General features: G+C 66.4%; 20 protein-coding genes and 1 pseudogene. 7 read left to right on the top strand and 14 right to left on the bottom strand.

What is annotated here, in order from left to right; all coding sequences use genetic code 11:
• Positions 1-66 precede the first annotated feature (66 nt).
• The gene (locus U4Z64_RS34525) at positions 67-807 is read right to left on the bottom strand and encodes an acetoacetate decarboxylase (RefSeq protein ID WP_044846508.1); all 741 of its coding nucleotides are present in this window, start codon (positions 805-807) and stop codon (positions 67-69) included.
• Between the two features lie 449 nt (positions 808-1,256).
• Between U4Z64_RS34525 and U4Z64_RS34530 the strand changes: the two genes are divergently transcribed.
• Positions 1,257-1,838, top strand: a complete 582-nt coding sequence (locus tag U4Z64_RS34530; protein WP_124921568.1) for an undecaprenyl-diphosphatase — start codon at positions 1,257-1,259, stop codon at positions 1,836-1,838.
• A 39-nt stretch (positions 1,839-1,877) separates the two neighbouring features.
• Here the strand turns inward: U4Z64_RS34530 and U4Z64_RS34535 are convergent, their stop codons facing one another.
• The 3 genes from U4Z64_RS34535 to U4Z64_RS34545 form a co-directional block, all read right to left on the bottom strand.
• Complete coding sequence (locus U4Z64_RS34535) at positions 1,878-2,102, bottom strand: hypothetical protein (protein WP_321822382.1); 225 nt, start codon at positions 2,100-2,102, stop codon at positions 1,878-1,880.
• 119 nt (positions 2,103-2,221) lie between these two features.
• Positions 2,222-3,043, bottom strand: a complete 822-nt coding sequence (locus U4Z64_RS34540; protein WP_321822383.1) for a siderophore-interacting protein — start codon at positions 3,041-3,043, stop codon at positions 2,222-2,224.
• A gap of 38 nt (positions 3,044-3,081) precedes the next feature.
• Positions 3,082-3,792, bottom strand: coding sequence for a PadR family transcriptional regulator (locus tag U4Z64_RS34545; protein ID WP_044846504.1), 711 nt, complete (start codon positions 3,790-3,792; stop codon positions 3,082-3,084).
• Positions 3,793-3,897: 105 nt separating this feature from the next.
• On the opposite strand from U4Z64_RS34545, the pseudogene U4Z64_RS34550 reads away from it, so the two are divergent.
• Positions 3,898-4,074, top strand: a pseudogene (locus tag U4Z64_RS34550) (GntP family permease); the annotation flags it as partial.
• A 32-nt stretch (positions 4,075-4,106) separates the two neighbouring features.
• Complete coding sequence (locus U4Z64_RS34555; protein WP_321822401.1) at positions 4,107-4,382, top strand: cobalamin-dependent protein; 276 nt, start codon at positions 4,107-4,109, stop codon at positions 4,380-4,382.
• Positions 4,383-4,547: 165 nt separating this feature from the next.
• Here U4Z64_RS34555 and U4Z64_RS34560 read toward each other — a convergent pair whose 3' ends face one another.
• Both U4Z64_RS34560 and U4Z64_RS37700 read right to left on the bottom strand, forming a co-directional pair.
• A complete protein-coding gene (locus U4Z64_RS34560) occupies positions 4,548-5,495 on the bottom strand; it encodes a 2-dehydropantoate 2-reductase (protein WP_321822402.1) in 948 nt (315 codons plus the stop codon).
• 10 nt (positions 5,496-5,505) lie between these two features.
• Complete coding sequence (locus U4Z64_RS37700; RefSeq protein WP_415750622.1) at positions 5,506-5,748, bottom strand: hypothetical protein; 243 nt, start codon at positions 5,746-5,748, stop codon at positions 5,506-5,508.
• A gap of 264 nt (positions 5,749-6,012) precedes the next feature.
• Between U4Z64_RS37700 and U4Z64_RS34570 the strand changes: the two genes are divergently transcribed.
• Complete coding sequence (locus tag U4Z64_RS34570; RefSeq protein WP_321822403.1) at positions 6,013-6,924, top strand: LysR family transcriptional regulator; 912 nt, start codon at positions 6,013-6,015, stop codon at positions 6,922-6,924.
• A gap of 126 nt (positions 6,925-7,050) precedes the next feature.
• Here U4Z64_RS34570 and U4Z64_RS34575 read toward each other — a convergent pair whose 3' ends face one another.
• Positions 7,051-8,775 (bottom strand): ATP-binding protein, encoded by a 1,725-nt coding sequence (locus tag U4Z64_RS34575; protein ID WP_321822384.1) that lies wholly within the window; start codon positions 8,773-8,775, stop codon positions 7,051-7,053.
• Positions 8,776-8,980: 205 nt separating this feature from the next.
• On the opposite strand from U4Z64_RS34575, the gene U4Z64_RS34580 reads away from it, so the two are divergent.
• Positions 8,981-9,202: a hypothetical protein gene (locus tag U4Z64_RS34580; protein ID WP_135800937.1), complete on the top strand. Its 222-nt coding sequence runs from the start codon at positions 8,981-8,983 to the stop codon at positions 9,200-9,202.
• Positions 9,203-9,483: 281 nt separating this feature from the next.
• Here U4Z64_RS34580 and U4Z64_RS34585 read toward each other — a convergent pair whose 3' ends face one another.
• Complete coding sequence (locus U4Z64_RS34585; protein WP_321822385.1) at positions 9,484-10,434, bottom strand: helix-turn-helix domain-containing protein; 951 nt, start codon at positions 10,432-10,434, stop codon at positions 9,484-9,486.
• A 265-nt stretch (positions 10,435-10,699) separates the two neighbouring features.
• On the opposite strand from U4Z64_RS34585, the gene U4Z64_RS34590 reads away from it, so the two are divergent.
• On the top strand, positions 10,700-12,187 hold the full coding sequence (locus tag U4Z64_RS34590; RefSeq protein WP_321822386.1) for an NAD-dependent phenylacetaldehyde dehydrogenase: 1,488 nt from the start codon (positions 10,700-10,702) through the stop codon (positions 12,185-12,187).
• A 72-nt stretch (positions 12,188-12,259) separates the two neighbouring features.
• Here the strand turns inward: U4Z64_RS34590 and U4Z64_RS34595 are convergent, their stop codons facing one another.
• The 5 genes from U4Z64_RS34595 to U4Z64_RS34615 all read right to left on the bottom strand — a co-directional run bounded on the left by U4Z64_RS34595 (position 12,260) and on the right by U4Z64_RS34615 (position 17,244).
• The gene (locus tag U4Z64_RS34595; RefSeq protein WP_321822387.1) at positions 12,260-13,351 is read right to left on the bottom strand and encodes a porin; all 1,092 of its coding nucleotides are present in this window, start codon (positions 13,349-13,351) and stop codon (positions 12,260-12,262) included.
• A gap of 207 nt (positions 13,352-13,558) precedes the next feature.
• On the bottom strand, positions 13,559-14,281 hold the full coding sequence (locus tag U4Z64_RS34600; RefSeq protein ID WP_321822388.1) for an SDR family NAD(P)-dependent oxidoreductase: 723 nt from the start codon (positions 14,279-14,281) through the stop codon (positions 13,559-13,561).
• Positions 14,259-15,380 (bottom strand): 2,3-butanediol dehydrogenase, encoded by a 1,122-nt coding sequence (locus U4Z64_RS34605; protein ID WP_321822389.1) that lies wholly within the window; start codon positions 15,378-15,380, stop codon positions 14,259-14,261. Before U4Z64_RS34605 ends, U4Z64_RS34600 begins: the two co-directional genes overlap by 23 nt.
• A 1-nt stretch (position 15,381) precedes the next feature.
• On the bottom strand, positions 15,382-16,692 hold the full coding sequence (locus U4Z64_RS34610) for an MFS transporter (RefSeq protein WP_321822390.1): 1,311 nt from the start codon (positions 16,690-16,692) through the stop codon (positions 15,382-15,384).
• Positions 16,693-16,710: 18 nt separating this feature from the next.
• A complete protein-coding gene (locus tag U4Z64_RS34615; protein WP_044846474.1) occupies positions 16,711-17,244 on the bottom strand; it encodes a 2,4'-dihydroxyacetophenone dioxygenase family protein in 534 nt (177 codons plus the stop codon).
• 177 nt (positions 17,245-17,421) lie between these two features.
• Here U4Z64_RS34615 and U4Z64_RS34620 point away from each other — a divergent pair, with 177 nt between their 5' ends.
• Positions 17,422-18,384, top strand: a complete 963-nt coding sequence (locus U4Z64_RS34620; protein WP_321822391.1) for a helix-turn-helix domain-containing protein — start codon at positions 17,422-17,424, stop codon at positions 18,382-18,384.
• A 92-nt stretch (positions 18,385-18,476) separates the two neighbouring features.
• Here U4Z64_RS34620 and U4Z64_RS34625 read toward each other — a convergent pair whose 3' ends face one another.
• A complete protein-coding gene (locus U4Z64_RS34625) occupies positions 18,477-20,066 on the bottom strand; it encodes a GMC family oxidoreductase (RefSeq protein WP_415750623.1) in 1,590 nt (529 codons plus the stop codon).
• Positions 20,067-20,170: the final 104 nt, after the last annotated feature.

The following is a 20,170-nucleotide window of genomic DNA, read 5'->3' on the forward strand; positions in this document are numbered from 1 at the left end:
ATTCAGGTTGCTCATTTCGAATTCCCGTGGTGAAAGGGTTGACAGGGAGAAAGGACTGCGGACGTGTTACTGAGCCAGGTAATCGTAGACGACTTCGCCGAGGCCGAGTGTCAAATCCGCGACGAGGTGGCGCGCTTCGACGATCTCGAGCACCGGCAGGTCGGCCACCGGCGCGAGCGCGTGCGGTGCCAGTTCGAGCGACGCGGGGCCCGTCCACGCGCCCTTCATCCTGATGTCCTGCATGTAGTAGCGCACCAGTTCGCACACGCGTGCGGTGCCGTCGACGTGCGGAATGATCTTCAGCAGGAAGTTCGGGCCCGCGAGGCGCTTCGTCTGCTCGTCGATGTCGAGTTCCTTGTGCTTGTAGCCCATCGTGCCGGTCGCGACGCGCACCTTGCCGTAGTCGAGCGTGCCCAGCAGGTGGTCGGTGTTCACGTGCAGCGTGGGCGACGCGAGTTTTTTCGGGAAACCCCACAGCTCGCGGCCGCCGGCGATCGGCGGGTGATCGTCGAGGTACATCGCGAGCGTGTAGCCGCCGGCCTGGCCGTTGTACTCGACGGGGATCACCTGGCCGCTTTCCGTGTAGTCGCCGAAGCCCGTCGAATCGGCCATGCGAATGAATTCGTAATGGACGAGCGGCTCTTTGACCTGCAACGGCTCGGGCACGATTTCACGCAGACGGTCCGGATCGGTGCGGTACGTGATGATCAGAAACTCACGATCGACGAAACGGTACGGGCCCATCGGAAAGGCCGGGCTGGTCAACGGCATCGCAAACGCTTTCGATCGGACATCGCTGGGTTTCATGCGGACTCCTTGTTGTTGATCGCTTCGTGGATGAGTGCTCGTAAGCTCGTAATCCTATGCCTGTGCGTTGCCGTTGTGCGATGCCGCATATGGAATTAATTGTTGCCGATTTCGAATGATTTGCGACGCAAATATTGAGACGAACGGTGCAAACGGCATGGCGCGCGTGAGCGGTCCGATACTCGCACGGGTCGGTGACGCCACGATGTGAAAAAGGTGAGCTTTTACGGGATGGTCAGTGAGCTTTTACGGGAGACAGTCGCGCGTGAATGTGACAATTGTGTGAACTTGTGTTGCAGTACAGGCTCTAAGTGCGTTCGCGCGCGGGCCTCGGTCCTGGTCACCGGTCGCCCGGCGCATTAAGCACTGCTTAAGCGAGTGAGCACTAGCATCGTTCGCATCCGACCGGCACCGCCGGTCCCGTCACGACATCCCACGCAACCGGATTCATGCAGAACCTCAATCTCACCCTGTTTTCCGCCTTCAATGCCGGCGCCGCGCCGCACCCCGGCGTTGCCCACCTCGCGATCTTCGCCGCCGACTGGCTCGTCTATGCGCTGCCCGCGATGCTGCTGCTGACCTGGATCTTCGGCGAACGCCCGACGCGCCGCCAGGCGATCGAGGCCGGCGTCGGCACGTGTGTGGCGCTGGCGCTCGCGCAGGTGATCGGGCATTTCTGGTTTTCGCCGCGGCCGTTCATGGCCGGAATCGGCACGCAACTGATTCCGCATGCGCCGGACAGCTCGTTTCCAAGCGATCACATGACGTTTGCCTGGAGTCTCGCGGTCGGCATGATGCTCGCCGGCAGCACGCGGCTGACCGGCGTCGTGATGGCCGCGATGGCCGTCGCGATTGCATGGGGGCGTGTGTATGCGGGCGTGCACTGGCCGTTCGACATGGCCGGCGGCGTGCTGGTCGGCACGGCCGGCGCGCTGGCCGCGCACCTGTACGGACAACGCGTGGTCGAGCTGCTCGAACGGATCGGCGACGTCGTGCACGCGGTGCTGATGGGGCGCGAGCGCACGCCCTGAGCGGCAGGACTACGCGGGAGAAGTCCGGGCCGGACGCCGTCAACCAGGCGTCTTGGCCGCTTCCGCCGAAGCGGACGGGCCGCCGCCCGCTTCATGCAGTTCGGGCGTCTCGCCCGGATGCTGCGCGGCGTCACGTTCGAGCGCGCTTTCCTTCAGGATCGCGCACATCGCGACGAACAGCGCGAGCACGACGACCGCCAGGCCGCAATAGCCGGCGATCTTCAGGTTGCGAAGGAAAGGCGAAGCGTGGCTTTCTTTTGTCATGACCGGGCGCTCCTGGGCGGGCTGCGGCGGCTGTCGCCCGACAGCGGCGTCGCAGACACAGATATATACCAGCCGCCCCGCCGATGCCAAGCCCGCCCGTGCGCGGGCACCCGTCCGCGTCAGTCTTCCAGCGTTTCGTGCACGGCCGTCGCGCCGCGCTTCCAGTAGGCCGCCGCGCGGATGCGCGACTTGTCGACGCCGCGCTCGCCGGTCAGGTGCTGACGCACCGCGCGCATCGATTGCGCTTCGCCTGCCGCCCACACGTAACCGTCGCCGGAGGACGGCAGCGGCAGCTCGCGCACCGCGTTCAGCAGCAGGTCGCCGTCCGCGGCGTCGGCTTCGGCGCGAAAGCGCCAGATTTCATGCACGTCGGCACGCGTATCGAACGCGATCTGCGCGGTGCGATCCGCGACTTCCAGCACGACTGCCGTGCGCGCGCCGGCCGGCAATTGCTCGAGACGCCGCGCGATCGCCGGCAGCGCCGTATCGTCGCCGATCAGCAGATGCCAGTCGAAATCGATCGGGACCACGAACGATCCGCGCGGGCCGCCGATGCCGAGCCATTGGCCGACGCGTGCCTGTGCCGCCCACTGCGATGCGGGGCCCGGATGGTTCAGCACGAATTCCAGATCGAGTTCGCAGGCGGCGCGGTCGAAACGGCGCGGCGTGAAATCGCGCGCGACCGGCTTCGGTTCGCCTTGGGGAAACTCGGGGCCGTTCGCGCCGAGCGTCGGCATCGCGGGGCGTTCGGCGCCGGGCGGCGGGAAGAACACCTTCACGTGATCGTCGAACGACGACGATTCGAAATCCGCGAGGTCGGGGCCGCCGAGGGTGACGCGCAGCAGGTGCGGCGTCACAGCGTGCACGCGCACGACCTGCAGCAGGCGGAACTTGAGGGTATGGCGCACGCGCGTGACGGCGCGTTCGGAGGGGTTCTGCATCAATCCGTACTCCTTGGGTTTTGACGGGACGGCGCGGGTTACGCGCCGGTGCCACCTTCGATTTCGGCCGTCGCGCGGCGCATGATTGCCGCGATGCGCCGCTGTTCGTCGGCATCGGCCGCGCTCTTGTGGAGCAGCGCCCGCTTCAGTGCGAGGCGGGCCTCGACGAACTCCGGCAGCCAGCCGGGCTGCGTGTCGTCCTGCGCCTCGCTGCCCGCCGCTTCGCCGGCGAACGCGCGACGCATGAATTCCATCTTGCGTGCGAGGTGCGTGAGGCGCGCGAACAAGGTGTCGACGCGTTCGCGCTGTGCGTCGAGATGCGCGCGGCCGGCGTCGGTCAGCGCATAGCGCTTGCGGTTGCCTTCCGCCTGCGACGCGACGAAGCCGACTTCGTCGAGATACGTGAGCGCCGGATACACCATGCCGGGGCTCGGGCTGTAGAAGCCGTTCGAGCGCGTATCGAGCGCCTTGATCAGTTCGTAACCGTGGCTCGGTTGCTCGGCGACCAGCGCGAGCAGCAGCAGCTGGAGATCGTCGGAGCTGAATTGGCGGCCGCGCGGCATGCCGTCGTCGCCGAAATCGCCAAAGCCGCCGCGTCCGCCACGGCCACCGAACGGGCCGCCGCCGAACGGATCGTGGCCGCGCCGATGGCGGCCGATCAGTTGCCAGACACTGGTGTACCAGTCAGGGCCCGCATGCGCACCATGACCGTCGCATCGGGCATGGCCGCGGGAGGAGTTGTGTCGCATGATCGTGTCCTATATGTCGTAAAACATATCTAAAGATATATATCGAAAGATAGGGTGTCAAGGAGGATTATTGGGGGGCGGATGTTGAGGAGGAGGCCGATGCAGGTGTCGGTCAGCTCGCTCGCCGGCATCACCGGTTCGGCGTCGGGCGGCATGCGCATCGCGCTCGCCCCGATGTCGGGCTTGTTCATCGAGGGCGCGCGGGCCGCCAACATTCCGATGGACGTGCCGCACCGGGTCGCCGCGATGCCTAGCGGCGGCATGAACACGCAGCCGCGCTCGAGGACGCCGGATTCGACGTCCTGCGCCTGCCGCTGTTTCAGCAGCCGGCGTCCGTGGCGGCAGCCGCGCAGGCGCATGGCGCCGATATCGTGGGCATTTCGTCGTTGTCCGGCGCCCACCTCGAGCTCGTCGAAGGGCTGCTCGACGAACTGGCATTGCATCGCGCCCGGATTCCGGTGGTGTTGGGTGGCATCTTTCCGGCCGCGGATATTCGCCATCTGAAGGCGAAGGGCGTCGCGGCGACGTTCGGGCCCGGCACACCGCTCGATGCGATCGCCCAAGCGCTGTGCGCATGTCTCGACGCATGAGTCGTTCCTCGAGAAGTTCAGGGTGCGGTCGGAACGAGGTCGAGAGGAACGGGTGATCGTCGCCGATGCGCCGATTTGCGTGACGCTCCGCACCGCGGCCAGCTGCGTGGATGGGTCGACGGACGGACGCTTCGAAGAAGCGCCCGGCGGCAACCGCCACGCGCTTCAGTGTCGAGCCGTCGCGCCGTCCGACTGACGTGTACGCGCGTCGACGAGCCTGACGAGGCAGGCCAGGCTGTTCGTATACGGCACCTCCACCCCGGCCTTGCGAGCGGCCTCGACCACCGCGCCATTGATCGCTTCGATCTCGGTACGCCGGCCGGCCAGCACGTCCTGCAGCATCGATGGCCGATGCGTACGATGATGGGTGAGCGCGTCGCGCACATTCGACGCCACGTGCGCTTCATTTGCCGAAATGCCGAGCGCACGTGCGACGGCCATCACCTCCGAGACGATCTTCAGCGCCAGCTCTTCTCCGTCGGGAGTATTCGTCAACTCGCCGACCATGCATTGCGTCACGGCACACAGACTGTTGAGGGCGGCGTTGAATGCAACCTTCTCCCAAATCGCGGCCCAGACGTCGGGATCGACATGGCACGAGAGGCCTGCGTCATTCAACGCATGCACGGTCTGTTCGAGCGCGCTCGTATGCGTGCCGTTCGCGTTCATCAGCCGGATCGTGCCCTGGCCATGCGAGCTGACGGCGCCAGGCTCCGACTTGTCGGCGGGCCACGTGGTGACGCCGACCATGACCCGGTCGGGCGAGACGGAACGGGCGAGCCGTTCTGCGTTCCCCAGGCCGTTCTGCAACGACAGGATGACGGTGTCGGGGCCGAGTACGGCGCTTGCGGCAGCGAGTGCGGCGGTCGTATGCATCGTCTTCGTGAAGACGATGACGAGGTCGACGGGCTTGCCGGCCTCCTCCGGCCTCAGTGCGACGAGATCGCGCACGATTTGCTCGCCGGAATCGGTCGAAAGCCGCAGGCCGTGGCTGCGAATCGATGCGAGATGAGCGTCGTCGATATCGAGCAGGATGACCGAATGCCCCGCAAGCGCGAGGCGGCCGCCAAAGAACGAACCCATCGCACCGGCACCCAGAATGGCGATCTGCATGGCGTGCTCCTCAGGACGGATCGTGGTGGAGAGTGCTCTGCAGGGTAATCCCCCGCAAGTCGGTGAATTCCGCGACACCCGCGCGGCCGCCGAAGCACCGGAAGCCGCTGCCCCGCTTGAGCGGGCCGAATCCCGACCAGATCGGGAATGCGCGGGCCGTGGCATCCACCGCTGCCTCGGCATCCTCGACGCCGTCGTCGGCGGGCGCGCGCGACGCTACCTCACGGTCGATGAGCATCGACACTGTCTTCATCGTTTGTCTCCTGGATTTCTTCGACGCCGATGTCCTCGGCGAGACGGGCTTCACTCGGCGCGTGCAGCGCGAAGGCGACCGACATGCGCTCTCACCCGGACCGGGCGCAAGCGCGCGCGGCGGAAACTGCCGGGGCGCATAGCGGCGGGAGGCTGAGCTCCATTGAAGTCTCCTGTCGTTCAGTACGGTTCTGGTGAACGCATTATCGAAACATCAGGAAGAATCCGAAATTGCCGATTTCACAAAAAGGCATTACCTTCAGGCATGACTTTCAATCTCCAGCAGCTGCACGCATTCGTCACGATCGCCTCGGCCGGTAGTCTCGGGCGCGCGGCCGAGACCTTGCACGTCACTCAACCGGCCTTGAGCCGCGCGATCCGCCGGCTCGAAGACGAGGTTGGCGCCCCTTTATTCGAGCGCCATACGCGCGGCATGCACCTGACGGCGGTGGGGGAGGCGCTGCTGCCGCACGCGATTCTGTTGCAGCGCGAGGCGGAGCAGGCGCGTGAAGAGATCGACGCGATGCGTGGGCTCGCACGCGGGACGATTCGCTGCGGAGCGGTAGGCAGCATCGCGAGCCTCGTGCTGCCGCTCGCCGTGAGCGGCGTGTTGCAGAAGTGGCCCAATTTGCGCGTTCACGTCATCGAAGGCGTCTGGGATCGTCTTGCCGAGGCGCTGGTGCAGCGCGAAATCGATCTCGCACTCAGCATGGTGATGCCCGACACCGAGGAGATCGTCGCGATCGAGGACTGTCGCTGGGAGGACAACAGCTACGTGGTGGCGGCGCTCGATCACCCGCTGCGGGCAAAGCCCGGGATCACGCTGGCCGATACGCTGGATCAGCAGTGGGCGATCCCGCCGCGCGGCACCGCGCCGTTCGAGCACATGCAGCAGGTGTTCGTCGCAAACGGGCTCGGCTTGCCGAACGTCGTGGTCGAAACCCGGTCGATCACCGTGCTGAAGAGTCTCGTCGCCCGATCCGGTTTTCTGAGCTGGATGGCCGAACCGATGTACGTGACGGAGAGCAAGGCGGGGGTGTTCGATACGCTCGAATTGCCAGGGGTAGTCGGGCGGCGCACGTTGACCGCATTTCGGCGTCGGCACGGTTTGTTGCCGAGTCCTGCGGTCAAGCTGCTCGAACAGTTGCGGCAGTTGACGGCTGAACCGCGCGAGTGAATGCGGTGCTTCTTCGATGCGCTTCGAGAGAAAACGGTCGGCGCCGACCGTGAACTGATCATTTAGCAAACCTGATTTTCAATCTGCTCCGCTTCTCGCGAGGCAAGGTTTCGTGGTGGCCGTGCATCAGGTGGCAACATTTGTCGACGAGACACCCGGCAACGTCAGGATGAACGTGCAGCCTTCGCCCGGGCGGGTATGCAAATCGATGTTGCCGCCGTAGCGCTTGGCGATCGTCTTCACGAAAGCCAGCCCGAGACCGGCGCCCGAAGGGTAACGAGGCGGTTCGACTTGCAGCCGTTGAAATGGCTCGAACAGACGTTGTTGGGCTTCGGCCGATATGCCGGGCCCGTGGTCGGCAACGGAAATGGCGTAGCCATGTTCGACGCCGGTCAGGCGCACGGTTACCGTCGCATTGCCAGGACTGAACTTGATGGCATTGCTCACGAGATTGACGACCGCGCGCATCAGCAGGAAGGGTTCCACGCGTGCGATGCAGATCTCGTCCCCGACGTTCACGTCGAGCCGGATGCCGCGCGCTTGAGCGAGTGCCCACAGTTCGTCGATCGCATCGAGTACCACGCTGCCGATATCCGTTTCCACCAGTGACCAGGTCGGTGCTTCGGCGCGCGCCAGCAGAACGAAGTCGTCGGCCAGTGCCAGCGTACGGCGCGCGTACGCGGCAATTCGATCGAGCAGGTCCTTGGCGGGCGGGGCCGGTTCAGCGGCTCGCTGAAGATCGATCAACGCGAGAATCGATGCCTGAGGCGAGCGCATGTCGTGGGAAATGAAGTGCAGCCATGCCTCCCGGCGCCGCTCCGCCAGGCGAATCTTCGTCACGTCGAGCACGAACCCGATCGTTCGCTGGGTCACGCCGTCTTCATGCTGCGGATAGGCGGTGGACTGAACCCATCGAATCTCGCCGTTGGGCTGAACGACGCGATACTCGACGCGATAATCCCTGCCGAACGAATTGAATTCCTCCGCGGTCCGAGTGACCTTCATGGCCTTGTCGACGTCGTCCGGATGAATCAACGCGCGAAACTGGTCGATCGAGGTAATCGCCTTCCCGGGAGCGTGGCCCATGATTCGATGCCAGTTCTCGTCGCAGTGCAGTGTGTCCGATGCGATGTCGTAGTCCCAGATTCCCAGTCCGCCGACGCGGGCCGCAATGGCCAGCCTTTCTTCGCTTCGCCGAAGCAGATCGAGCGCCACGCGCTCGCGCGTCACGTCTCTCGAAACACACAGAATGGCGGTCGTTTTTCCATCGGCGTCCAAGATCGGCGTCAGCATGTTGTCCCAGTATTGAACGTCGCGCCCCGGACGCTCGCTGCGCCCGGGAAACCTGCCGAACACACCGTTCCTGGCGGATTCGAGCGCGACATTTCCGTCGGGCCACACGTCTTCGGGCAGGAGCGGCAGCCACGGCATACCGAATCCCGAGTCTTCGTCGACGCCCAGCGCCTGGCATCCGGCGCGGTTCATGTGCAGCACGTTGCCTGTCGGCGAAATCAGTTTGATGCAGTCGATGCTGATATTCAGCATGTCCGTCTGTATCGACGTGTGACTCTTCAGTTCGATTTCCTTGGCCTTCAGGTCATGGATATTCGTGCAGGTGCAGAGCCATCCGTCGTCGACACGGTGAAGGTCGACGGTGAACCACTGGTCGATGCCGTGGGAACCCGCCAGCCGGCACTCCAGCGTTTCGTGTACCGAGCCGGGTTGCGCCGCTTGAAGTGTCGACTCGGCGGTGCAGCGGTGCTCCGGATGGATCAACTCCGTCCATTGGAGTCGATACGTGGCCTCGGCGGAGCGATCCGCGTAGGCAAGCCATGCATCGTTGATGCTCACGACCCGCCCGTTCTCGTCGAAATGGCATGCCGGTGTCCGAAGGACATCGATCAGGCGGGCAATCCTGAGACAGTCGGGGCGTGCGGGGGCTGTTTCGTCGGGCGAAACAACAGGAGATTCCGTCTTCGAACGTGTGGGGGGCGCAAGGTCCGGGCCGTCTACGTTGCATGCGCAAGAAATTTCATTTTCAAGACGAAATCCATTCATGTTTGTTACATTCCATGCATCGCTGACACGCTTCCAGAATGTCAGACATCAAATGATGCATCAATGGGTAGTCAGCACTATGGATTGGCACCGTAGTAGTGCATATTATTTTCGAGTGATGGAATCAGGTGAAGATGCGGAGCTCGTCGGGTGGAAGTTGGGCCTGATTGTGGCGCGTGTTGCACATAGTGCCGGCTTCAAGCGTCGCATTGAATGCTGATCATGTTGAATGACTTGTGCGGAGGCCGGACGGGGCGATACGCGTGGTATCGCCGATTTTTTGCAGTAACGGACCGTCGAGCCGACACGCCGGAATCGCAAGTGGACGATCGCATGTGCGTCGGCCGACGTCGTCGAACCGTGCCGGGATGACACGAATGCACGTGTGGTCGACACCGGGCGGCGATGCGAGGCTGCTGATGATGCATATTTCCCCGGAGCACGCGAGCGTCGACCCCGGGATCGTTCATCGAAATCGCTGCAGTTCGCGGTGATCCCGCTTCACGCCTCCGAAATACCGCGACACGCGACGCGATACGCGCCCGGGCTGCATCCAAACCGTGCCTTGAACGCGCGCCCGAAATGCGTGATGTCCGAGAAGCCGCACGCGATCGCCAGCTCTTGCAGGTTGCGGTTGGGATCCGCCGGATCCTCCAGCGCGCGCTTGCTCGCCTGCAGCCGGTATTCCTGGATCAGGCTCTGCGGCGTGCGCCCGGTCGCGGCCAGCGCGCTGTACAACGTGCGCCGCGACACGTTCAGCGCACTCGCGAGCTTGTCCGGCGACAGGTCGGGATCGCTGTAGTGATGCGACAGATGGATTTCCGCATTCATCCGCAGCGTCGCGCTGCGCGCATCGGCGCCGCTCAGCGAATCGCTCGCCTCGCGGCGGATCACCGAATCGAGCAGCATCAGCGTCGACTGCTCGAAGCCGAACAGGCTTTCCGGATCGTTCGGCACCTGCCCGTCCATCAGGTAATGGATCGATTGAAGTGCCAATTGCGCATTGCCGACGGTTCGACGGACCTGCACGCCCGCGCGCTCCACGAACCAGCGCCACATCGTGCCGCTTCTCGGCGGCGTCAATGCCGCGACGAAGCGCGACGCGTTCGCCGATTCGATCATGTACGGCTGCGTCGCATCGTAGATCACCCACTCGCCGGGATTGACCGTCGACGCCGCGTTGCGCTGCGTGACGCGGCTTTGTCCGGCGATCTGGAACAGGATCTTGTAGCAGTCGCTGTCGGCGCGCGACGCGAGCGAGCGGTCGCGATCGACGCGGATCGCGGTGGTGTCGACCTCGGCCATCCGCAGGCCGCCGACCGTGGCAACCCGCACCGACATCCGGAACTGCGGGCCGGTGTTGTGAAAGACCAGCGGCAGGAAGCTGTCCGCGATCAGGTCGCGCAGATTCGCGTTGCTGTTGCTGGCGTCGACGACGAGTTCGTGTGCCATTGCCGGAAGAGGGAGAGGGCCGGGGAATGCGTCGAGCTTAATGCATTCGGCGCGGACGCGGGGGCGAAACGCAATCATCGTCGGCAGCGGCGACTTTCAGCGTCAATGGTGGTTTCCACAGGGAAACCGTTGCGTCGCACCGATCTGCACGCTGAAGCCAAAAGTGTGCACGCAACGCCGATCCGCGTGCGCGACGCGTCCCTAGAATCGAAGAGCGGCCGGCAAGTCGGGCCTTTCACTCAATTCGAATTCCGGAGGGACACAGATGGCACGGGTACGGATGCTGGACGAAGTCGGCGCGTTTCTCGCGCGCGAACACGGTCACTACATCGACGGCCACGCTGTAGCCGGCCGCGGCGAGCGGATCGACGTGCGCGATCCGTCGACGCGCGCGGTGATCGGCTCCGTCGCGCAGGCGACCGACGACGACGTCGAGGCCGCGGTCGCGTCGTCGCATCGTGCGTTCCGCGGCGAGTGGGCCAACCTGACGCCGGCCGATCGCGAGCGCATCCTGCTGCGTTTCGCCGACCTGATCGACGCACACGGCGAAGAGATCGCGCAGATCGAAACCGCGCAGTCGGGCAAGCTGATCGGGCTGTCGCGCGTGATCGAAGTCGGCTGGTCGGCCCGCTGGCTGCGCTATTACGCGGGCTGGGCGACGAAGATCGCGGGCGAAACGCTCGCCCCGTCGTTCCCGAGCATGAACGGCGAGCGCTACACGTCGTTCACGCTGCGCGAACCGCTGGGCGTCGTGTTCGGGATCATTCCGTGGAATTTCCCGGTGATGATCCCGGTATGGAAATTCGGCGCGGCGCTCGCGACCGGCAACACGGTGCTCATCAAGTCTTCGGAGTTCACGCCGCTCACGATGCTGCGCATCGCCGAACTGGCGACGGAAGCCGGCCTGCCGCCAGGCACGCTCAACGTGATCAACGGCACGGGCCAGGTCGGCGCGAAGGTGATCCGCGATCCGCGCGTGGCGAAGGTGTCGTTCACGGGGTCGGTGCCGACCGGCCGCATCATCGGCGCGGAGGCTGTCAACGCGAACTTCACGCGTTTCACGCTCGAACTGGGCGGCAAGAACGCGGCGGCGTTCCTGCCGGATACGCCGGTCGACAAGATCCTCGACGGCATCGTCGAAGCCGGGTTCCTGCATAGCGGGCAGGTGTGCGCGTCGGCGGAACGCTTCTTCGTGCATCGCGCGAAGTTCGACGAGGTGGTCGAGAAGATGAAGGCGCGCCTGGACAGCTTCCAGCCGGCCGACCCGATGGACGACGCCGGGATGATCGGCCCCGTCTGCAACGAGCCGCAGTTCCGCAAGTGTCTTGACGCGTTCGAACTCGCGCGCACGGAGGGCGATACGATCGTCACCGGCGGCGGCGCGTATGCGCGTGACGGCTTCTACGTGAAGCCGACGATCGTGCTGCCGCGCTCGCTGGAATCGGCTTCGTATCGCAAGGAGATCTTCGGGCCGGTCGGCGCGTTCGTGCCGTTCGACGACGAGGAAGAACTGATCGCGATGATGAACGACACGCCGTTCGGGCTGACCGCGAGCCTGTGGACGAACGACCTGTCGAAGGCGCTGCGCTACGTGCCGCGGATCGAAGCCGGCACCGTGTGGGTGAACATGCACACGCTGGTCGACCCGGCCGTGCCGTTCGGCGGCGCGAAGGGCTCCGGTATCGGACGCGAGTATGGCTCGTCGTTCATCGACGCTTATACCGAGCCGAAATCGGTGACCATTCGCTTCTGACGACATGACCCGCCAACGGAAACCCGCCCGGCATCGACCGGGCGGGCGTTTTCCGTTCAACGCCGACGTCGATCAGAACCGCGTACTGAACCCGATCCGCGCGACCGACTGCAGCGCGCCGCTCGACGCGCCGTTCGCATCCATCACGCCGTTGATCTGCGCGTTGCTGCCGTGGCTTGCACGCTGATGCACGCCCGCGACATACACCATTGTGCGTTTCGACAGCCAGTACTGGACGGCGGCCAGGAGCTGGTGCGCATGCGCGTTGTCGAGCGTGTCGTTGCCCTTCATGTACGTGTAGCTTGCCCCGATCACCCAGACCGGCGACGGATGCCACGCGGCGCCGGCTTCCGCCGACCACGCGCCCGCGCCGTTCCACGCGTTGTGCACGGTCGTGAAGAGCGCCTTCGCCGTGACCGTGCCGAGCGTGTAGTGGGCACCCGCGCCCCAGTTGCGCACGGTGGTGGCCGGCAGCCCGCCCGCCGCGCCGTACTTCTGGTTCGTATAGGCCGCGCCCGCGCCGAACGGGCCGTTGTCGTAGCTCGCGCCGACGCTGACCGTATTGTTCGCGCCGACCGATCCCGCGACGTTGCCGAAGCCGTACAGCGCGCCGAAGGTCAGGCCTGAGATCGACGCGCTCGTGTACTTCACGGAATTCCCGACGCGGTTGCTGCCCGCGACGCGATCCCAGTCGAACGCGCCGGTCGGGTTGTTCGGCAGCGCGAGCTTGTCGAACGGGCCGTTGCGAAAGCCGTACAGCCCGACGAGATCCTGCGCGATCTCGTTGCCGCTCGCGGCCAGCGCGTCGACCATGAACTCGTACTGGTTGCCGAGCGTCAGCGTGCCGTAGCGGTCGTTCTGCAGCCCGACATAGGCCGTGCGCGCGAACAGGCCGCCGCCGATCATCGATCCGTTCGCGAGCGAGAACTGATTGACGAGCCGGAAGATCGCGCGCGTGCCGGCGCCGAGGTCCTCCTTGCCCTCGAAACCAAGCAGGTTCGGGAAGAAGATGTTGTCGTCGAATTTCGCGTTGCCGTGGCCGCCTTCGTTGCTCACGTAGCTGAGGCCGGCGTCCAGCAGCCCGAACATCGTCACGCTGCTCTGCGCGAACGAGGCGGCCGGAATCGTGCAGGCCGCGAGGGCCAGCAAGGTCTTTTTCGTCATCTCCAAGGTGCTCCTCACATGTCCGGTCACGCCGGAATATTTTTGATGGGACAACTGATTGATATGAAGATAGTGAAGCGTGCAACGGTCGATCGGGTCGCGCCAGGAAACAGGACCTGGAAACAGGAGCCGGAGGCGCCACGCCGGCATTCCGGCACGCGGACACCGGCGCACACCTCCTGCGCCGATGCCCGCGCGCGCCCGTCGCTAGACCGTCGAATACCCGCCGTCCACCGGCACGATCGCACCGGTGACGAACGATGCGCCGGGCGAGCACAGGAACAGGATCACGTCCGCGACCTCGTCGGCCGTGCCCCAGCGCGCGAGCGGCGTGCGATCGAGAATCCGCCGCGACGCCTGCGCGTCGGCCATCAGCCCGCTGCTGAGCGGCGTGTCGATCCAGCCGGGCGCCACGGCGTTCACGCGGATGCCGCGCTCGGCCCACGCCTGCGCGAGCGAGCGCGTCAGTTGCGCGATGCCGCCCTTGCTCGCGCTGTATGCCGGGCGATCCTTGCTGCCGAAGTACGTGTACATCGACGCGACGTTGACGATGCTGCCGCCGTTCGCCGAGAGTGCCGGCAGCGCGGCGTCGGACGCCCGCATCACCGACGTCAGGTTCACGTTCAGCACAAGTTCGAACTGGTCCATCCGGTATTCGTCGGCGTGCCGGCTGATGCCGACGCCGTTGACGAGCACGTCGACGCGCGGCAGCGAGCGGATCAGCCGTGTCAATGCTGCGTCGTCGGTCACGTCGAGCGCCACGCAGCCGATGCCGGGATGCACCGGCGCATGCGGGCCGGCGGCATCGAGCCCGAGCGCGACGACCGACGCGCCCGCTTCCGCGAAACGCCACGCGGTGCGCGCGCCGATGCCCGACGTGCCGCCCGTGACAACGACGGTCTTGCCGTCAAACGACCAGGGGCGGCTCATGTTCGATGCTCCCGACGGTGTGAACAAGGCGCGCATGCCGGCGCGATGGCGCAACCAGGATCTTGATCTGTGCGCGATCGGCGAGCAGCGCGTCGAAGCCGTCGGCGACGGCGTCCTCGAGCGAGACGGTGCGCGTGACGATCGACGTGAGATCGAGCGCGCCCGACCCGATCAGCCGCAGCAGATCTTCGTACACGTGCCGGTAGCCGACGCTCGCCGTGAAGCTCAGCTCGTCGTTGACCGCGCGGAACGCATCGAAGCTCGCGTGCGGCATCAGGCCGACCATCACGAGGCGGCCGCCCTTGCGCAGCCCCTGCATCGCCGCCTCGAACGTGGCCGGCAGGCCGGCCGCCTCGAAGCTCACGTCGACGCCGAGCCCGCCCGCCGCTTCGCGGATCGCGTCGCGCAGCACCGGGGCGTCGAGCGAGCGCGCGTCGAACGCGTGCGTCGCGCCGAAGCGCGCGGCCGCCGCGAGCCGCTCGGGCGACACGTCGACCGCGACGATGGTCGTCGCGCCCTGCAGTTTCGCGAGCATGATCAGCAGCAGGCCGATCGGCCCGAGCCCGAACACCGCGCAGGTGTCGCCGAGCCGCAGCTCGCCGCACCGCAGCGCGTGCAGCGCGACGGCCGCCGGTTCCATCACCGCGGCCTGTTCGAGACTGACGTCGTCGGGCAGGCGGTGCAGCATGTAGGCCGGCACGACCGCGAAATCGGCCATCCCGCCGTCGCCCATCAGGCCGGCGAAGCCCATCGACACGCACAGGTTGTACGACCCCGCGCGGCAATACGCGCACTGGTGGCAGTGATACTCGGGCTCGACCGCCACGCGGTCGCCGGCGACCAGCGTCGTGACGCCCGCGCCGACTTCGACGACGGTGCCGCAGAACTCATGACCGAGCGTCAGCGGCGCGGTGCGGCCGGACAGCGGATGCGGTGCGTGGACGGGAATCGCATGCGGGCCGTCCGCGTATTCGTGCAGGTCGCTGCCGCAGATGCCGCAATACGCGACCGCGATGCGAACCTCGCCGGGCCCGGCGCGCGGCGTGTCGAGATCGACCAGGCGGATGTCGCGCGGGCCGTGCCATTGAAGTGCGCGCATGTCAGCGTCCTCCGAGGTTTTGCGTATCGAGACGGGGCGCGGCATCGGCGGGCGCGCGCTTGCGCAGCACCGCGGGCGCGGTTTCGACGAGGCCGAACGACAGCACGCACGCGAGGATCGCGCCGGCGGCCGACGTCCACATCGCGAACTGCAGGCCGTACTTGTCGGCGGCGAAGCCCGCGACGGTCGGCGCGACGAAGCCGCCGATCAGCTCGCCCGCGCCCATGATCAGGCCGAGCGCGCTGGCGATCGCGCGGGGCGGCACGGTTTCGGCCGGGATCGTCGCCATGAACAGCGTGAAGCAGCCGAGGCCGGTGTACGTGACGAACACGAGCGCGCCGAGCGCCCAGAGCGAATCGACGTGGATCATCACGACCGGGCAGGCGGCGGCGATCAGCGCGAACGCGATCATCGTCGGCTTGCGGCCGATCCGGTCGGAGATCGCCGGCACCGCGAAGCCCCAGAACACCCACGCGGCGCCGAGGCACGTCATCACGACGCCCATGTCGGCCGGGGACAGGTGGCGGCTCTCGACGAGGAAGACCGGCGCGAACGAGATGATCACGATGAACCACGTGAGGAAGAAGCAGCTGATCAGCACGCAGAGCAGGATGTTGCGCTCCTTCAGCAGCGCCCAGCGGTCGATCGCAGTGCCGCCGACCGTCTGCGTACCGTGCGTGGCCGCGCCTTCGGCCTGGGCGTGCCGTACGCCGCCGGGCGGCACCTCGCGCACCCAGCGCCAGATGCAGAACGCGATCAGGAAGCCCGGAATGCACGACACGTAGAACGCCTCGCGCCAGCCGTAGGCGGTCGCGATGCCGATCACGACGGGCGGGCCGATCATCGCGCCGAGCAGGCCGGCGGCCGAGCCCTGCAGCAGGCCCATGTTCAGCCCGCGGCGGCTCGGCGTCGAGCTCTCGACCATCAGCGATTGCGACAGCGGCAGCACGGGGCCTTCGGCGATGCCCATCAGCGCGCGGAACGCGATCAGGCTCGCGAAGCCGCCGACGAGCCCCGACAGCGCCGAGCATACGGAAAAGCCGAGCACGGCCGCGATCAACAGCGGCTTGCGCGTGCCGCGCGCATCGGACCACGCGCCGGTCGCGGCGCCCGACAGCGCCCACGTGAGCGCGAGCGCGGACGACACCATGCCGAGCTGCGTGTTCGACAGGTGCAGCTCGGCCGACATGAACGGGAACAGGAACGACAGCGCGAGGCGGTCGAAGAACACGAAACCGAACGTCATGAACAGGATCAGCAGCAGCCTGTTCTCGTACGTCCATGCGAGTTTGGGGGAAGGGCGGGATGTCATGGGCGGCCTCGTCGCGCGTCAGCGGAACAGCTTCTCGATCGCGTGCGCGCCGAGGCCGACCTTCTCGTAATGCGCCTTGCACATCGCGATGTACGAATGCACGTCGAAGTAGCCGTCGGGGTTGCCTTCGTCGTCGAGCCAGATCAGCGGGCCCTTGACGATGAAGAACGCGCGCATCGGTTCCGGATGATCGAACGCGACGAGCGTGTGGCCTTCGCCGGGCGTTTCATACACGAAATCGCCGCGCGTCGCGGTCCATTCGTGCTCCAGGTAGCCCCACTTGCCGGACAGCGTGTAAGCGAACACCTCGTGCGGGTGGTAGTGCCGGTTCACGAGCCCGGCTTCCTTCGCCATCAGGATGTCGCACCATTTGTTCTGCGACGGCGAGATCCACAGCGGCCGCGACGAAACCGTTTCGGTGAACGGAACGTAATAGCGCGCGTCCTCGGTGGCCGCGTTCGGGATGTACGCTTCCGGCAGCGCATCGGGCTTGAACGGATTGGCAATCGGCGCGATGTTTTGCCAGAATTCGGATACGGCTTGGTCGACCACGGTTCGTCTCCTTGTGGTTAGGTGTCGTGGGGTCGACTTTAGCCAGCCGGTGCGCGCCGCTCTTGACTGGGCTGGACGAATTGCTTGATCGGGCCGGACATCGCGCCGCACCTGTAATCACAAGAACCATTCCCCAATCCGTGCCGCTCCGCACGACAGGCGCCCGCAGGAGGCGACGTGACGAATCCGACCGTTCTTTCATGCACGCGCGGCTCGACGGCCGACGTGCCGGTGCGCGACCGCATGGACTACTGGGATGCGTTCAACGCCACGACGCTGGTCGGCCTGCGCTGCTCGTCGCTGTCGCCGGCCGGGCTCGAGGTCGAGAAGACCGATCTCGCGCTGCCGGGGCTCGGCGTGGCCGACATCAGCGGCCGCGACCACGTGATCGAGCGCAGCCCCGCGCTGGTGCGCCAGTTGCCGAAGGAGTCGCTGTTTGCGTGCCAGATCCTGAGCGGTCGCGCGTATTTCATCCAGCGCGAGCGCTGCCTGCTCGCGGAAGCCGGCGACGTCGTCGTGTACGACACGCGCGTGCCCTATCTGTTCGGATTCCTGACGCCGATGCGGCAATTGCTGATCGATATCCCGATTGCCACGTTCGACGATCGATTCGACGCGGAGCTGGCGGCGCTGCCGTTGCGGATCGCGCCGAAACCGGGCGCGGGCGCGATGCTCGGCGCGACACTGCGCGCGAGCGTCGAGCGCTTCATGAAGGCGCCGGTCGAAGACGACGCCGCGCGCTTCGTCGAACACACGCGCATGCTGGTCGCGGAACTCATCGACGCGGAAGTGAACGGCGCAGGCGCATCGCGCGCGTCGCTGTCGTACCTGCTGACCGCGAAGCAGTACATCGCGACCCGTCTCGGCGATCCGGAGCTCGGGCCGCAGGCGGTCGCCGATGCGGTCGGGCTGTCGTTGCGGCACCTGGGCCGGCTCTTCGCGGCCGAAGGCGAGTCGATCACGCAGCACATCTGGTCCGAGCGGCTGACGCATGCGCATCGCGAGCTGACCGACGCGCGCCTGCGCAAGACGAGCATCGGCGAGATCGCGTTTCGGTGGGGGTTCTCGAGCCAGGCGCACTTCAGCCGTGCGATTCGCGAGCGCTACGGTGCGTCGCCGATGACGCTGCGCAACGCTTGACGCTGCGGCAGCGAAACCGATGCCAGTGCGGCGCGTGGCTCACGCGCCGCTTTCGTTTTCATTGCATGCCGGTCGCGGCGTGAGTCGCCGCGTCACTCCGCGAGCATGAACTCGGCACAGCGTTCCGCGATCATGATCGTCGGCGCGTTCGTGTTGCCCGATACGATGCGCGGCATCACCGACGCGTCGCAGATCCGCAATCCGTCGATCCCTTGCACCGCGAGACGAGGCGTCACGACCGCGGTTTCGTCGCTCCCCATCCGGCAGGTGCCGGCCGGGTGATAGACGGTTTTCGCGCGGTGCCGGACGTAGTCGGCCAGCGCGTCGTCGGTCAGCGCTTCGGCTTCGCGGACGATGCGGGCGAGCGACGGCGCGCGGATGATCTTCCGCGCGAGCGCGACGCCGCGCACGAGGCCGTCGACGTCCGCCGGATCCGACAGTGCGCCGCTGTCGAACCGGATCGGCGCGGCCGGATCGTTGCCGCGCAGTTGCACCGAGCCGCGCGAACGCGGCCGCAACAGGCACGGATTGATCGACAGGCCGTGGCCCGGCAGCGGTTCGCGATCTACGTCGCCGACGAGCGTCGGCAGCACGTGGAACTGGATGTCCGGGCGGCCGCTGCCGGTCGTATCGACGAACGCGCCGGATTCGACGACGTTCGACGTCAGCAGGCCCGTGCGGGTCAGCATCCATTGCAGCCCGTGCCGCAGCGCCTTCAGCCCGCGATCCTCGCCGAACAGGCTGATCGGCGCGTGGCTGTAGCCGTAGATCGAGACTTCGAGATGGTCCTGGAAATTCGCGCCGACTTCCGGGCTGTCGTGCAGCACGTCGATGCCGTATGCGCGCAGGTGCGCGCCGGGCCCGATGCCCGACAGCATCAGCAGCTTCGGCGTACTGAGCGCGCCGGCGGCGAGTACCACGTCGCCGCGCGCGGTGGCCGAGCCGGTCGCGCCGTTCTCCATCCGCCATTCGACGCCGGTCGCGCGCCGGCCGTCGAAGCGCACGCGGGTCACGCGGCAGCCGGTCAGCACGCGCAGGTTCGGGTGCCCGAGCGCGTCGGCGAGATAGGTTGCCGCGGTGCTGCCGCGCTGCCCGTCGAAAATCGTCGTGTGGTAGAAGCCGGCGCCGTGCTGCGCGGCGCCGTTGAAATCGTCGTTGTACGCGATGCCGGTTTCCTGAGCGGCCTTCACGAACGCGAGGCTCAGCGGATGCCGGAAGCGCGTGTCGCCGACCTTCAGCGGCCCGTCGGTGCCATGGAACGGCTCGGACAGCCGCAGGTGCGACTCGGCGCGCTTGAACACCGGCAGCACGTCGCTCCAGCGCCAGCCCGTGCAGCCGAGCGCGGCCCATTCGTCGTAGTCGGCGCGCGTGCCGCGCACGTACAGCATCGCGTTGACCGAACTGCCGCCGCCGAGCGTGCGGCCCTGCGGCACGTAGGTCCTGCGTCCCGCCGCGCCGGCCTGCGGCTCGCTTTCGAACGTGACCGTGCGCTGTGTGCCGAGCACGCGGATGAACGTCGCCGGAATCCGGATGAACAGGTTGTCGTCCTTCGGGCCGTCCTCGAGCAGCAGCACGCGCCTGCCGGCCTTTACCAGTCGATGTGCCACCGTGCAGCCGGCCGAACCGCCGCCGACGACGATATGGTCGTACGTCTCCATCCCGCTTTGTCTCCTCGCTGTCAGGCGGCGGAACGAGCACCGCCGCGCAGGAAGCCAGCTTAGCGACGGGCGCGTGTCCCCGTTTGACCGGGGCGGACGCCGGGCTTGCTTCGCGCGGACACGGCGGG

Source organism: Burkholderia sp. BCC1996 (assembly GCF_905339955.1).
In the GTDB taxonomy this organism is placed as follows: domain Bacteria; phylum Pseudomonadota; class Gammaproteobacteria; order Burkholderiales; family Burkholderiaceae; genus Burkholderia.

What these genes read in the sequence shown, in the direction of transcription:
- U4Z64_RS34535 (WP_321822382.1), bottom strand. Translation starts at nt 2,102, where the DNA reads ATGACAAAAGAAAGCCACGCTTCGCCTTTCCTTCGCAACCTGAAGATC.
- U4Z64_RS34545 (WP_044846504.1), bottom strand. Translation starts at nt 3,792, where the DNA reads ATGCGACACAACTCCTCCCGCGGCCATGCCCGATGCGACGGTCATGGT.
- U4Z64_RS34595 (WP_321822387.1), bottom strand. Translation starts at nt 13,351, where the DNA reads ATGACGAAAAAGACCTTGCTGGCCCTCGCGGCCTGCACGATTCCGGCC.
- U4Z64_RS34525 (WP_044846508.1), bottom strand. Translation starts at nt 807, where the DNA reads ATGAAACCCAGCGATGTCCGATCGAAAGCGTTTGCGATGCCGTTGACC.
- U4Z64_RS34590 (WP_321822386.1), top strand. Translation starts at nt 10,700, where the DNA reads ATGGCACGGGTACGGATGCTGGACGAAGTCGGCGCGTTTCTCGCGCGC.
- U4Z64_RS34530 (WP_124921568.1), top strand. Translation starts at nt 1,257, where the DNA reads ATGCAGAACCTCAATCTCACCCTGTTTTCCGCCTTCAATGCCGGCGCC.
- U4Z64_RS34540 (WP_321822383.1), bottom strand. Translation starts at nt 3,043, where the DNA reads ATGCAGAACCCCTCCGAACGCGCCGTCACGCGCGTGCGCCATACCCTC.
- U4Z64_RS34560 (WP_321822402.1), bottom strand. Translation starts at nt 5,495, where the DNA reads ATGCAGATCGCCATTCTGGGTGCCGGTGCGATGGGTTCGTTCTTTGGC.
- U4Z64_RS34610 (WP_321822390.1), bottom strand. Translation starts at nt 16,692, where the DNA reads ATGACATCCCGCCCTTCCCCCAAACTCGCATGGACGTACGAGAACAGG.
- U4Z64_RS34580 (WP_135800937.1), top strand. Translation starts at nt 8,981, where the DNA reads ATGTTTGTTACATTCCATGCATCGCTGACACGCTTCCAGAATGTCAGA.
- U4Z64_RS34600 (WP_321822388.1), bottom strand. Translation starts at nt 14,281, where the DNA reads ATGAGCCGCCCCTGGTCGTTTGACGGCAAGACCGTCGTTGTCACGGGC.
- U4Z64_RS34570 (WP_321822403.1), top strand. Translation starts at nt 6,013, where the DNA reads ATGACTTTCAATCTCCAGCAGCTGCACGCATTCGTCACGATCGCCTCG.
- U4Z64_RS37700 (WP_415750622.1), bottom strand. Translation starts at nt 5,748, where the DNA reads ATGAAGACAGTGTCGATGCTCATCGACCGTGAGGTAGCGTCGCGCGCG.
- U4Z64_RS34585 (WP_321822385.1), bottom strand. Translation starts at nt 10,434, where the DNA reads ATGGCACACGAACTCGTCGTCGACGCCAGCAACAGCAACGCGAATCTG.
- U4Z64_RS34605 (WP_321822389.1), bottom strand. Translation starts at nt 15,380, where the DNA reads ATGCGCGCACTTCAATGGCACGGCCCGCGCGACATCCGCCTGGTCGAT.